This window comes from Alterinioella sp. (assembly GCF_058343375.1).
On sequence record NZ_JBTUJH010000044.1, the window covers coordinates 1 to 13,507 of the forward strand.

The window sequence follows — 13,507 nt, forward strand, 5'->3', positions numbered from 1 at the left end:
AATATAATCAGCGGGCCCGTGTTACCTGAGGCCCGGATTATCAATATCGGCAAGGCAATCCTTCATGGTTTACAGGCACGGTTTGCTATTGGAAAACAGCCGCTTGCGCGGTTTTATAGGAGTCTGAGTCCAAATTGCAGGAGTTCGCCCCATGCCGCGCCGTCAGTATCAGGGTCCACCGGGCGGGTTGCCGCCGCAAACGCAGTTGCTGACAGGCCGGGCCGTGTTTACCGAAGCCTATGCCGTCATTCCCCGCGGCTGCATGACCGATATCGTGACTTCCATGCTGCCGTTTTGGGAAAAATCCCGTTTCTGGGTCATCGCGCGGCCGCTGTCGGGCTTTGCCGAGACCTTCTCGCAATATATCGGCGAGGTGGCCCCCGGTGGCGGGTCCGACCGGCCCGAAACCGATGCGACCGCGCAATCGGGCATTCTGGTGATGCAGGGCAGCCTGAACATCACCATTGATGGCACTGCGCATCAGGTTGCGCCGGGCGGCTTTGTCTATATTCCGGCCGGCATGAAATGGGCACTGCGAAACGAGGCCGACGAGACCGCGCAATTCAACTGGATCCGCAAGAAATATCAGCCGGTCGAGGGTCTGGGCGCGCCGGACCCTTTTGTGGTCGATGAGAACCAGATCGCGCCGAATGAAATGGTCGATACCAACGGGGCCTGGGCAACGACGCGGTTCATGGATCATGGCGATATTCGCCATGACATGCATATCACCATCGTCACCCTGCAACCCGGCGCGGTTATTCCCTTTGCCGAAACCCATGTGATGGAGCACGGGCTTTACGTGTTGCAGGGCAAGGCCGTCTATCATCTCAATCAGGATTGGGTCGAGGTCGAGGCCGGTGATTTCATGTGGCTGCGCGCGTTTTGCCCGCAGGCCTGCTATGCCGGAGGGCCAGGGCCGTTTCGCTACCTGCTCTATAAGGATGTGAACCGGCATATGCCGTTTTAAAGCACTTTTCGGAATAGCTGAGACATCACGTATCGCTTAACGCGTTGAAATAACGCGTTGAAATCCTTGATTTCAGGCAGCGTTAAGGGGTTCAGGTTTTTCCGAAAGTGCCATAGATCCGCAGGTATCTGTGAGACCTGCATTTTGCGCCCCGGGCCGAATTGGCCCTGGGGCGCTTTTTTCTTGGGGTATTTGGCGCAGTCGATGCGCCGATAGCAAAAGAAACCCCCGCCAGCAAGAATGCGGGCGGGGGCTTGGAGTTTTGACTGCGCAGATGCTTGCGCATCTCCGCCTTGTCTAAAGCTCAGTCATGCGGCAGTGATCCGGTGCCATGACCAGCCATGCCACCGGACACTTCTTCGGTTGCTTCGCTGGACAGTTCTTCGGGCAGGATCAGGTTCAGCACAATGGCGATCAGCGCTGCAGGCAGCAGGCCGCTGGTCACCAGGATGCGCATGGTGTCGGGCAGGTGCTGCACGGCACCGGGTTCCAGTTGCAGGCCCAGACCGATCGACAGGGAAATCGCAAAGATCACCATGTTGCGGCGGTTCCAGTCGACATCGGACAGCATCGAGATGCCCGCCGCCACAACCATGCCGAACATCACGATCACACCGCCGCCCAGAACCTCGATGGGAATGGTGCGGATGATGCCGCCAACCTTGGGGATCAGGCCAGCGATGATCAGAAAGATCGCGCCAAAGGTCACCACATGGCGGCTCATGACACCGGTCATCGCAATCAGGCCCACATTCTGGCTGAAGGACGTGTTGGGAAATCCGCCGAAGATACCGGCAATCGCAGTGCCAAAGCCATCTGCATAAGTTGCGCCCTGGATCTCTTCGTTGGTCGCTTCACGGCCTGCGCCGCCCTTGGTGATGCCGGAGACGTCGCCCACGGTTTCAATCGCCGAGATGAACGCCATCAGGCAGAAACCGATAATCGCCGCCGCCGAGAAGGCGAAGCCATATTTGAAAGGCTGCGGCAGAGCGAAGGCAGCGGAGCGTTCCCAGGAGCCTGCAATCGCTTCAAACGACAGCATGCCGACGGCAAGTGCATAGACATAGCCGACCAGAATGCCAATCAGAACCGCCGAGATCGACAGCATACCTTTGGTAAAGAATTTCAGGCCAAGCGTGACAATGATCACGATCAGCGCCGCAGACCAGTTCAGCAAACTGCCATATTCCTCGGTCCCCATGGCCGGAACGCCACCGGCTGAATACTGAATGCCGACCTTGACCAGCGACAGGCCGATCATCATCACCACAAGGCCCGTTACCAGAGGCGGCAGGGCAAAGCGGATCTTGCCGATGAATGTGCCAAGCAGGGCATGAAACAAACCACCCACGATCACACCGGTGAACAGCGCCGCCAGGGCATCCACACCCTGGCCCGCGACCAGCGGGATCATGATCGGCAGAAAGGCAAAACTGGTGCCCTGCACGATGGGAAGCGCGGCACCGATCGGGCCGATGGTGATGGTCTGCAATAGCGTCGCGACGCCTGCAAACAGCATCGACATCTGGATCAGATAGAGCAGTTCCGGAAAATCGGGCGATTGCGACCCGAAACCAAAGCCCGCCGCACCGGCCACGATGATCGCGGGGGTGACGTTCGAGACGAACATGGCCAGCACGTGCTGAATTCCCAGAGGGATAGCCTTGTACAGGACCGGTGTATAATTCGGATCGCGCAGTTGTTCTGCGGTCCCCACGGAGTTGTCAGCCATTTCAGTGTTCCTTCGTTTTTGTTCAGTCTTTGTTATTGCCCCGCTCTTGCTGGCGGGTCGGTTATTCCATTGGGCCTATCTTGATCGGCGCGGCGAACCAATGTTCTTCTAGATTATCTCCGGAACCGATCCGGTCGATAACGGCATATTGCCCCGGCGCGCCGATCGGCCAGAGCACACCATGCCAGGTGTTGCGATGCAGGTTGATGGATTGGCCCGGGCCGGTCACAAAGGCGCGCGGGTTCACTGGAATCCCATTGGCATCCTGTGCAACCAGAACCAGAAAAGGTGTTCCGCTGATCGGAATGAAGGCCTGGCTGCCGGCCGGGTGGCGCTCGACCATCTCGATCTCTGCCGGCAGGGCCCGCGCCTTGGCGTCAAACAGGCTGATGCCGGCGCGCCCGTCGGAAAAATCAAGCCGGGCCAGATCGTGATGGCGCCCGCACATGCCCTGATTGATCAGCTTGTCGGGCGTTGCGCGCAGCTCGATCACATCGCCAAAAGGCGCAAAACCGGCCGCATTCAGCGGGATGGGGATCAAGGGTGCGGACATCAGGGCAACATATCCGTCAGTCGGAATTCAGCGATCCGTTCGACCTGACGGCAGGCCTCGGAGAATTCGGTTTCGGTGTCATTGCCGATCCGCCGCGCGAAGGCCGCCATGATCGAGGCCTTGTCGTGGTCGCGCACCGCGATGATGAAGGGAAAGCCGTGCTTGGCGACATAAGTCTGGTTTTGCTCTGTCAGCGTCTGGCGCTCTGTATCCGTCAGCATATCCAGCCCCGCACCGGCCTGTTCCGAGGTCGATTCCGCCGTCAGCCGCCCGGCCTGGGCCAGTTTTCCCGCCAGATCGGGATGCGCGCTCAGCACGCCAAGCCGTTCCGCGCGGTCGGCACTACGGAATATCCGGGCCAATGCGCTATGCAGGCCGATGGCGCTGTCATGTGCCGGGCCAAGCTCCAGATCATACGCACGCTCGGCAATCCACGGGGAGTGCTCGAATATGGCGCCATACCGGGCCACGAAGGTGTCGCGGTCCATCTGCGAAGGGCGTTCGTGCGTCATCGGCGGATGGGTCTTTGCCCAATGCTCGGCAATGTCGATGCGGCGGGCGAACCAGACATCCGGTTTTGACTGCGCGTAATCCAGAAACCGTTGCAGTGCCATCACCCGGCCGGGGCGGCCGATCAGGCGGCAATGCAGCCCGATCGACAGCATCCTGGGCGCACCGGCAGAACCCTCGGCGTAAAGAGCATCGAAACTGTCTTTCAGGTAGCTGTAGAACTGATCGCCTGAATTGAAGCCCTGCGGCGTCGCAAACCGCATATCGTTGCAATCGAGCGTATAGGGCACCACCAGCTGGTCGCGCGTGCCGATCCGCACCCAATAGGGCAGATCATCGGCATAGGAATCGGCGACATAGGCAAACCCGCCTTCTTCGGCCACCAGCCGCACGGTATTGTCAGAGCAGCGCCCGGTATACCAGCCGCGCGGGCGTTCGCCGGTCACTTCGGTATGCAGGCGGATGGCCTCGGCCATGTCGGCGGCCTCGGTCTCGGGGCTGGCATCCTTGTATTCGATCCATTTCAGGCCGTGGCTGGCAATTTCCCACCCGGCATCCTGCATGGCGCGGGTTTGCTCGGGGCTGCGCGCGAGCGCGGTGGCCACGCCATAAACTGTCAGCGGAATGTTTTTTTCGGTAAACAGACGGTGCAGGCGCCAGAACCCGGCCCGCGCGCCATATTCATAGATCGATTCCATGTTCCAGTGGCGTTGCCCTTGCCAGGCGGCCGCGCCGACGATTTCCGACAGGAATGCCTCGGATGCGGCGTCACCGTGAAGGACGCAGTTTTCACCGCCTTCCTCATAGTTCAGCACGATCTGCACGGCGATTTTCGCCGCGCCCGGCCATGCCGGATCGGGCGGCGTGGGCCCATACCCGCGCATGTCTCTGGAATATCGGTTCACGTGTCACGCTCCTGTTCGTCGGGACGACTATAGTGCAATAAAATCTTTTTGACTTATCTGGAATATTTGAAACTGCTGTAGCAGGGAAGGACGTGCAGCCGCGCCGATCCGCCGTCATAATGGTGGAAATCTAGTATTGGAGGGCCCCATGGCCGGATATCTGACGACCCATGTTCTGGACACCGCAACCGGGCTGCCGGCCGCGGGTATGCGCATTGTGCTGTCGCGCGTCACGGGCGATGCCTGTGAGACCATCGTCGAGGTCCAGACCAATGCCGACGGCCGCACCGACAGCCCGATCTTGCCGCAGGAAAGCTTTGCAACCGGTCAATATGAGTTGGTGTTCCACGCGGGCGATTACCTGCGCCGCACTGGACAGGCAGGCGATGATCCGCTGTTTCTGGATCAGATCCCGATCCGCTTTGGCATGGCCGATCCGCAGGCGCATTACCATGTGCCACTGCTGCTGTCGCCCTTTAGCTACAGCACTTATCGCGGCAGTTGAGCGAGAAAAATCTTCTAAAAGATTTTTCCGTGCCCGTGCGGTCAGGGCAGTTCGTTGCGGATATGTTCGGACATGAAGTCGATCAACAGACGGGCCTTCGGATCCTGTCTGCGACGATGCATGTAAAGGCAGGCCATCTGGATCGGCACAGGCGGTTCATCTATCAGAACCTGCACCAGCGTGCCCTTGTCCAGATGCTCGGCCACTTCAAACGCAGGTTTCAATATCAGGCCCTCGCCCGACAGCGCCCAGGTCGTCAACACGTCGCCATCATCCGATTCGAACGGGCCCTTGACGGCAATGCGGCGCACGCCGTTCCTGGTTTGCAGGGGCCACTGAAACTCGGGCGCGCCCGGATAGCGCAGGTTCAGACAGTCATGTTTGCCGTCGACAAGATCCTGACCCGTCACCGGGCTGCCCTTGCGCGCCAGATACTCGGGCGACGCGCAGATGACACGCGGGCAATCGGCGATCTTGCGAATGCGCAGGGTGCTGTCCTCGGGAACACCCAGAAAAAACGCCACGTCCAACCCTTCGGCGGCCAGATCAAGCTTGCGATCCGAAAGCCGAAGGCGGATTTCGATAAGCGGATAGTTTTTCTTGAATCCGGGCACGGCGGGCGCGATCAACCGCCGCCCGACACCGAGGGGTGCGGCCACGTAAAGTGTGCCGCGCGGGGTCAATGTGACATTGCTGATATCGCCCTCGGCTTCATCCACCGCATCAAGGATCTTGCAGGCCCCGCGATAGAATATCTGCCCCTGTTCGGTTGGATTCAGCTGCCGTGTGGTGCGCTGGAACAGCCGCACATTCAGGTGCTCTTCCAATTGCGAGATGCGCGAGGATGCCACCGCCGCTGATATTCGCTGATCCCGCGCCGCGGCTGACATCGAGCCAAGTTCATACACGCGCACGAACGTTTTGATATTGTTCAGATAGGCCATTTGGCATTCGTAGCCTAATTTTGAAACAGTTGGGGAATTTCTTGCAATACCGTCAAAATTGTCCTTCAGGTAGGGTTGTTGCAGCTTAACGAACATCCGAGAGGACCGGCGCGATGCAAGATTTTCTGATCATATGGGACTGGCTGGGATTTGCCGTGCGCTGGCTTCACGTCATCACAGCCATCGCCTGGATCGGGTCCAGTTTTTACTTTGTGGCGCTTGATCTGGGCCTGCAAAAGGCCCCGGATCTGCCGCCCGGTGCGCATGGCGAGGAATGGCAGGTTCATGGCGGCGGTTTTTACCATATCCGCAAATATCTGGTGGCCCCTGCGGCGATGCCCGAGCATCTGACCTGGTTCAAGTGGGAAAGCTACATGACCTGGATCTCGGGTGCTGCGCTTTTGATGATCGTCTACTGGGCCGGGGCCGAGCTGTATCTGATCGACCCGAACAAGGCCGATCTTGCCATCTGGCAGGGCATCGTGATTTCGGCTGCGTCACTTACAATTGGCTGGCTGGTCTATGATTTCCTGTGCAAATCGGGCCTGGGGGACAAGCCGACCTTTCTGATGGTCCTGCTGTTCATTTTGCTGGTGATCATGGGCTATGGCTATAACCTGATCTTCACCGGCCGCGCGATGATGCTGCATCTGGGGGCGTTCACGGCCACGATCATGACAGCCAATGTGTTCTTCATCATCATGCCGAACCAGCGGATCGTCGTGAAAGACCTGCAAGAGGGCCGCACGCCCGACCCGAAATATGGCAAGATCGCCAAACTGCGGTCGACCCATAACAATTATCTGACATTGCCGGTCATCTTTCTGATGCTGTCAAACCATTACCCGCTGGCCTTTGCGACCGAATATAACTGGATCATCGCGGCGCTGATATTCCTGATGGGCGTCACCATCCGGCATTTCTTCAACACCATGCATTCCCGGCAGGGGCAGCCCTATTGGACCTGGGCCGTGACCGTCGCGCTGTTTATCGTCATCATGTGGCTGTCGACCGCTGGTATCACGCAAGACAGCTATGAGGAGAGCCAGGCGCGTGACCTGACCGAAAGCGAGGAAATGCTGATGGCGGCGGATGGGTTTCAGGATGTCGCGTCCATCGTGCCCGGGCGCTGCTCCATGTGCCATGCGCGCGAACCGTCCTGGCCGGGCATTCGTCGGGCCCCACGCGATGTGCTGCTGGAAACGCCCGCCGATATCGCGCGCGCGGCGCGCGTCATCTACATTCAGGCCGCTGTGACCAATGCGATGCCGCCGGCCAATCTGTCCTTCATGTCCGAGGATGAACGCACCGTTATCCGTGACTGGTATCAGGCTGCGGGGCAAGAGGCGCTGCTTGGCATGGCGATGAACGGGCTGGTCTCAGGCGCTGCTGCTCAGAACTGATGCACGAATGGCGCGGATATTCGCGCCATAAGGGGCAGGGTTGTCCACCGATCCCCCCCTGAACACCGCCGACCCCGCCACCAGAATATCGGCCCCCGCCGCGACCACAAGGGGCGCGGTGAGCGGATCGACCCCGCCATCAATTTCGATATGGACAGGCCGGTCACCGATCATGGCGCGCAGGCGGCGGACCTGTTCAATCTGGCTGTGGATGAATTTCTGTCCACCAAAGCCCGGGTTCACGGTCATCACGCAAACCAGATCACAAAGATCCAGCAGGGGCGCTGCGGCCTCCACCGGGGTGCCTGGATTGAGCGCAAGCCCCGCCTTGGCCCCGGTGGCGCGAATCGCCTGAAGCGTGCGATGCGTATGCGGGCCCGCCTCGAGATGGGCAGTGATCACATCAGCCCCGGCATCGGCGAAGGCCTCGATATAGGGATCGACCGGCGCGATCATCAAATGCACATCCATCACCGTGGTGATATGCTTGCGGATGGCTTTGCACAGCGCCGGGCCGAAGGTGAGGTTGGGCACGAAATGCCCGTCCATCACATCGACATGCACCCAATCAGCCCCTTGCGCCTCAACGGCCTGAATTTCAGCGCCGAAATTGGCGAAATCGGCGGACAGGATCGAGGGTGCGATCTTGAGAGAGCGGTCAATGGGCATCGGGCGGTCCTTTGCGAGCAAGCATAAGGCGGGGTTAACCCCGCCATGCGGGCGGATCAAGATGACAATTGATGGTGCAATGCACCTGGCATGCATGAAACCCGGCGCGGGTTTCGGAATGGGCGGGCCGAACCCGCAGGGCCCATGACGGGCGCGCCAAATCAACGCCACGCTTTCTTGCCCCCGACACATGCAACGTTGTGCCGGGCGGCTCGCTGCAACGCGCGGTGAGGAAGGCCTTTGGAAAGGCCTTCGCCACGCGATTTCGAAATCGCGTCAAAAGCGGCTTCACAGCCGCTTTGGCTCAACCATGCCAGGCTGCCACTGTTTTCAACACCGAGAACCCGTAAAGCGCCTCGAATCCTTTTTCGCGGCCATGGCCGGAATGCCCGACCCCGCCAAAGGGCAATTCCACGCCGCCAGCAGCTCCGTAATTGTTCAAGAACACCTGCCCCGCACGCAGCCGTTTCGCCAGCCGCATCTGGCGCCCGCCATCCTTGGACCAGACCGAGGCAACGAGGCCGTAGGCGGTGCCATTGGCGATCTCGAGCGCGTGGGCTTCGTCGTGGAAGGGGATGACGACCTGCACCGGGCCGAAAACCTCCTCCTGGGCCAGCATGTGATCCGGGCCAATCCCCGACACCAGCGCCGGGGCCACGTAATGCCCGTCTGCAGGTGCATCCGCGACGATCCGGCCCCGGCTGAGGATGTGGTTGTCATCGGTGCTGGCCAGATACCCTTCGACGATCTGTTTCTGCCGGGCCGAGATCAGCGGGCCGACCTGAAGATCCGCCATCGCCGGGCCGACCGAAAGCCCGTCATAGGCGGCGGCCATATGGGTGCAAACCTCATCATAGATGCTCTGTTCAACCAGGATGCGCGAGGACGCGGAACAGGTCTGGCCCGCGTTCTGGATGCCCGCATTGACGAGGAAAGGCAGGGCGCGGTCCAGATCGGCATCGGCAAACACAAGTTGCGGGGATTTGCCGCCAAGTTCCAGCGTCACCGGCACGATATTGTCTGCCGCCGCGCGCTGCACCAGTTTGCCGACGCCGACCGAGCCGGTGAACGAGATATGGTTGATGCCCGGATGCGCGGTCAGCGCCGCCCCGGCTTCCTCGCCCAGACCCGGCACCACATTCAGCGCCCCGTCGGGCAGCCCCGCCTGGCGCGCCAGATCGGCGAAAGCCAGCGCCGACAAACAGGCCTCCTCGGCCGGTTTCAGCACGCAGGCATTGCCCATGGCCAGCGCCGCCCCCACGGACCTGCCAATGATCTGCATCGGGTAGTTCCACGGCACGATATGGCCGGTCACGCCATGCGGCTCACGCAGGGTATAGACGGTAAAACCGGCCTGAAACGGAATGGTTTCGCCCATCACCTTGTCGGCGGCACCGGCGTAAAACTCCATGTAGCGCGCCAGCGCGATGGCGTCATTGCGCGCCTGCGCCAGCGGTTTTCCGACATCGGTCGCCTCGATCTCGGCCAGCTCCTCGATCTTCTGGCTGACCAGCCAGCTCAGGCGCATCATCACGCGGCCACGCTCAGTGGCTGTCATCGCGCCCCAATCCCCTGCCAGCGCAACCTGGGCTGCGGTCACGGCGGCGTCGATATCGGCGGGTCCGCCGCGGGCAATGCGGCCGATCTCTTCGCCGGTCGAGGGGTTTTCAATGGCCAGGGTCTGGCCACTTGCGGGCAGGTGCCAACGTCCGCCGATGAACAGTTCGGCACTGTCGAACCATAATTGCATGTCACATTTCCCTTCGTGTCAGATCAGGCAGGCGTGGGGCGGCGGCCAGCAGCGACCGCGTATAGGGGTGTTGCGGTGTGTCGAACACGGTTTTGGTTGCGCCCTGTTCGACAATTTCACCGGCTTTCATCACCAGCACCCGGTCGGTGATGGCGCGCACCACGGTCAGGTCATGGCTGATGAAGAGATAGCTGAGATCGAGCCGGGTTTGCAGATCGGCCAGCAGGTCGAGGATCTGCGCCCTTATCGACACATCCAGCGCCGAGACGGCTTCATCCAGCACCAGAATGCGTGGCCTGGTGATCAGCGCACGCGCGATGGCGATGCGCTGGCGCTGACCGCCGGAAAACTCATGCGGATATTTCTCCATGTCGGACGCGTTGAGCCCGACCGCCTCCAGCATTGCGCCGACCTGTTCGCGCCGTGCAGCGGGTTGCGGCTTGTCGGCCAGCAAATGGAAGGGTTCTGCCACCAGATGTTCCACCTTCCAACGCGGGTTGAAACTGCCATATGGATCTTGAAACACCACCTGAATGCCGGCCCGCATGGCGCGCGGCATATGCGGCGTGACGGGGGTGTTGAACAGGCTGATCGTGCCGCCCTGCAGCGCATCGAGCCCCAACAGCGCCCGCGTCAGCGTCGATTTTCCACAGCCGCTTTCGCCGACCAGACCCAGGCTTTCGCCTTTGTGAAGCGTCAGGCTGACGCCATCGACGGCCCTGACCGGCGGGCCGCGGCGGAACCCTTTGCGCGGGCCGGGGTAGTGGCGTTTTGCGCCGGTCACCTGCAGCAACGCCTCTTCACGCGGGGCAGATCGGCGCCTGGGCTGGTGGCTCGAGGCTTCAAAAAGCGCGGCCGTGTAGGGGTGGCGCTGTTCGCTCAGCACCCGGGCGGTTGGCCCCTGCTCGACGATCATGCCTGTCTGCATGACCCCGATATGATCGGCCATTTGCGCCACAACAGCCAGATCATGGGTGATCAGAAGCAGCGCCATATCCTCACCCTGCACCAGATCTTTCAGAAGTGTCAGGATCTGCGCCTGTGTGGTGACATCCAGCGCGGTGGTCGGCTCATCGGCGATCAGCAGGCGGGGGCGCAGCGCAATGGCCGTGGCGATGCAGACCCGCTGCCGCTGCCCGCCCGACAGCTCATGCGGGAACCGGTCCAGTGCGATTTGCGGCAGGCCGACCCGGTCCAGTTTCTCGCGCGCCACATCGTAGGCCGTGCGCCGCGACGCCGCGCCGTGGATGCGCAGGGTCTCGGCCACCTGATCGCCGATGCTGCGCACCGGGTTCAGGGCCGTCATCGGTTCCTGAAAGATCATGCCGATATCATTGCCGCGCAGGGCGCACATCCGGGCCTCTGAAAGCTGCAACAGATCGCGCCCGTCCAGCCGCGCCGCACCCGATGTTTCCGCGCCATCGGGCAGAAGCTGCATGAGGGAAAGCGCCGTCATTGATTTGCCCGAACCGCTTTCGCCGACCAGACCGAAAACCTCGCCCGCCCGCATATCGAACGACACCTCGCGCAGGATCGGTGCGCCGTGAATGGCAAGCGACAGGTGGTCAATTTCGATCATGTGCGCACCCGGCGCAGCCTTGGGTCCAGCATGTCACGCAGCCCGTCGCCCATCAGATTCAGCCCCAGGACCATGAACACGATGGCCAGCCCCGGCAGCACCGCCAGCATCGGGTGGGTGTAGATCATGGTCTGCGCCTCGGCCAGCATCCGGCCCCAGCTTGGGGTGGGCGGCTGCACCGAGAGGCCGATATAGGACAGTGCCGCCTCGGCCAGAATGCCGAGCGAAAACTGGATCGTGGCCTGCACGATCAGCAGGCTGGAGATATTGGGCAGGATATGCTCGAGGCTGATCCGGGCGCGGCCCTTGCCCGCCACGCGGGCGGCCAGCACATAATCCAGCGTCCAGAGGCTGAGCGCGCCGCCGCGTGCCACGCGCGCGAAGACCGGGATATTGAAGATGCCGATGGCAAGGATTGCGTTGAAGGCTGACGGGCCAAACACGGCCGTAATCAGGATGGCGATGACCAGCGACGGGAAGGCAAAGATCAGATCATTTCCGCGCATGATGAATTCATCGAGCAGGCTGCCGCGCATGGCGGCTGCGGCCAGGCCAAGCGGCACGCCCACGATCACACCGATGCTGACCGCAACCAGCGCCACGGCGATGGACACCCGCGCGCCCACCATCAACATGGACACCAGATCGCGCCCGAGCTGATCGGTTCCCAGCCAATATTCCGGTCCCGGCGGGCGCAGCCTGTCGGCGATGATCAGACTTTCCACATCATGCGGGGTCCAGCCAAGGCTGATCAGCGCCGTAGCCACAAAGACCAGCGTCAGCAACGCGCCTGCAAGAAATGAGGCAGGAAGGCGTTTCATCCCTGCCTCCGCAATCTGGGATCGGCCAGCGCATAGGCGATATCGACCAGAAAAGTCACCAGAATGACGGCAAAGACCAGCAGCATGGTGACCGATTCCACCACCACCAGATCGCGTTGCGTGATGCCCTGAAAGATGAGCCGCCCAAGCCCGGGCAAAAAGAACACATTCTCGATGATGATCGCCCCCGCCAGCAGAAAGGAAAACTGCAAGCCGATGATCGTCAGCACCGGAATAAGCGCATTTCTGAGCGCGTGGCGCAGCGTGACCTGGCGGCGTGTCAGCCCCTTGGCGCGGGCGGTGCGGATGTAATCCTGTTCCATCGTCTCGATCAGTGCCGAACGCATCACGCGGGCCAGAATCGCGGCCTGCGGCAGGGCCAGCGCAACGGCCGGCAGCAATAGCGATTTGAGCGCCAGCAAAGGCTGGTCCCACCCGGGAAACCCGCCCGCATTGAACCAGCGCAATTTGACCGCGAATACCAGAACCAGCAACATGGCAAACCAGAAGTTCGGCACCGCGATACCCAATTGTGTGCCGCCCATGATCGAGAAATCGGCGGCCGAGCCACGCCGCGATGCGGCAATCAGCCCGATCGGAAAGGCAATGGCAGTCGACAGGATCAGGGCAAAACCGGCCAAGGGCAGCGACACCCAGAGCCGTTGCAGAACAAGGTCGGATACCGGCACGCGGTAGGTGTAGGAGATGCCGAAATCGCCCTGTAGCAGGCCGGTGATCCAGGCCACATACCGGGCGGTCTTTGATCCGGTCAGGCCCAGTTCCTGCTGCAGCGCCAGCACGGTCTCCTCATTGGCATTCAGCCCCAACATGAACGCCGCCGGATCGCCGGGCACCACCTCGATCACCACGAAAATGACAATACTCGCGGCAATCAGGCTAAGGCCGAGCGACAATAGGCGACCGAGGAGAAAACGCAGCATGGCGCAAACGGTAGCCCCCCGCCATGGCAAGGGCCAGAGCCTTGTTGACTTTGCCCGCCCGGAAAGACGAGCCCCGCGCGAGATTTTGGGGGGTGTTGGTCGCGACAGAATGATTGCCAGGCGCGCGTTTTTACGGCAAAGAGCATATCAGTAACGGGGCGATGGCGTCGCCCCCGGCCGGGCCAGATCCCGGCCGCCACATCCGCCCTGAACGCCGGGGCCTTT

At 61.2% G+C, this 13,507-nt stretch carries 12 protein-coding genes; 3 read left to right on the forward strand and 9 right to left on the reverse strand.

The genetic code is table 11. The features are described from left to right. The first annotated feature begins 151 nt into the window (after positions 1–151). On the forward strand, positions 152–970 hold the full coding sequence (locus tag ACW8PS_RS07370; protein ID WP_491526699.1) for a bifunctional allantoicase/(S)-ureidoglycine aminohydrolase: 819 nt from the start codon (positions 152–154) through the stop codon (positions 968–970). A 304-nt stretch (positions 971–1,274) separates the two neighbouring features. On the opposite strand, the gene ACW8PS_RS07375 is transcribed toward ACW8PS_RS07370, so the two are convergent. The 3 genes from ACW8PS_RS07375 to puuE all read right to left on the reverse strand — a co-directional run bounded on the left by ACW8PS_RS07375 (position 1,275) and on the right by puuE (position 4,670). Beyond that, on the reverse strand, positions 1,275–2,702 hold the full coding sequence (locus tag ACW8PS_RS07375) for a uracil-xanthine permease family protein (RefSeq protein WP_491526700.1): 1,428 nt from the start codon (positions 2,700–2,702) through the stop codon (positions 1,275–1,277). 61 nt (positions 2,703–2,763) lie between these two features. Then, positions 2,764–3,255 carry an ureidoglycolate lyase gene (locus tag ACW8PS_RS07380; RefSeq protein WP_491526701.1) on the reverse strand — a complete coding sequence of 164 codons (492 nt, stop codon included), beginning with the start codon at positions 3,253–3,255 and terminating at the stop codon, positions 2,764–2,766. After that, positions 3,255–4,670, reverse strand: coding sequence for an allantoinase PuuE (gene puuE / locus ACW8PS_RS07385; RefSeq protein WP_491526702.1), 1,416 nt, complete (start codon positions 4,668–4,670; stop codon positions 3,255–3,257). Before puuE ends, ACW8PS_RS07380 begins: the two co-directional genes overlap by 1 nt. 148 nt (positions 4,671–4,818) lie before the next feature. Between puuE and uraH the strand changes: the two genes are divergently transcribed. After that, entirely contained in the window at positions 4,819–5,175 is a 357-nt protein-coding gene (gene uraH / locus ACW8PS_RS07390) for a hydroxyisourate hydrolase (RefSeq protein ID WP_491526703.1), read from the forward strand. A 41-nt stretch (positions 5,176–5,216) separates the two neighbouring features. Here the strand turns inward: uraH and ACW8PS_RS07395 are convergent, their stop codons facing one another. Beyond that, positions 5,217–6,119 carry a LysR family transcriptional regulator gene (locus tag ACW8PS_RS07395; protein ID WP_491526704.1) on the reverse strand — a complete coding sequence of 301 codons (903 nt, stop codon included), beginning with the start codon at positions 6,117–6,119 and terminating at the stop codon, positions 5,217–5,219. Between the two features lie 113 nt (positions 6,120–6,232). On the opposite strand from ACW8PS_RS07395, the gene ACW8PS_RS07400 reads away from it, so the two are divergent. Further along, the gene (locus ACW8PS_RS07400) at positions 6,233–7,522 is read left to right on the forward strand and encodes a urate hydroxylase PuuD (RefSeq protein ID WP_491526705.1); all 1,290 of its coding nucleotides are present in this window, start codon (positions 6,233–6,235) and stop codon (positions 7,520–7,522) included. Here ACW8PS_RS07400 and rpe read toward each other — a convergent pair. From rpe to ACW8PS_RS07425, 5 genes are all read right to left on the reverse strand, one after another. Then, positions 7,499–8,191, reverse strand: a complete 693-nt coding sequence (gene rpe, locus ACW8PS_RS07405) for a ribulose-phosphate 3-epimerase (RefSeq protein ID WP_491526706.1) — start codon at positions 8,189–8,191, stop codon at positions 7,499–7,501. The two genes, ACW8PS_RS07400 and rpe, sit on opposite strands and share 24 nt — an antisense overlap. 304 nt (positions 8,192–8,495) lie before the next feature. Beyond that, positions 8,496–9,941 carry an aldehyde dehydrogenase family protein gene (locus ACW8PS_RS07410; protein ID WP_491526707.1) on the reverse strand — a complete coding sequence of 482 codons (1,446 nt, stop codon included), beginning with the start codon at positions 9,939–9,941 and terminating at the stop codon, positions 8,496–8,498. A 1-nt stretch (position 9,942) separates the two neighbouring features. Further along, positions 9,943–11,520, reverse strand: a complete 1,578-nt coding sequence (locus tag ACW8PS_RS07415) for an ABC transporter ATP-binding protein (RefSeq protein WP_491526708.1) — start codon at positions 11,518–11,520, stop codon at positions 9,943–9,945. Next, on the reverse strand, positions 11,517–12,341 hold the full coding sequence (locus tag ACW8PS_RS07420; RefSeq protein ID WP_491526709.1) for an ABC transporter permease: 825 nt from the start codon (positions 12,339–12,341) through the stop codon (positions 11,517–11,519). Before ACW8PS_RS07420 ends, ACW8PS_RS07415 begins: the two co-directional genes overlap by 4 nt. After that, positions 12,338–13,282, reverse strand: a complete 945-nt coding sequence (locus tag ACW8PS_RS07425; protein WP_491526710.1) for an ABC transporter permease — start codon at positions 13,280–13,282, stop codon at positions 12,338–12,340. Before ACW8PS_RS07425 ends, ACW8PS_RS07420 begins: the two co-directional genes overlap by 4 nt. Positions 13,283–13,507: the final 225 nt, after the last annotated feature.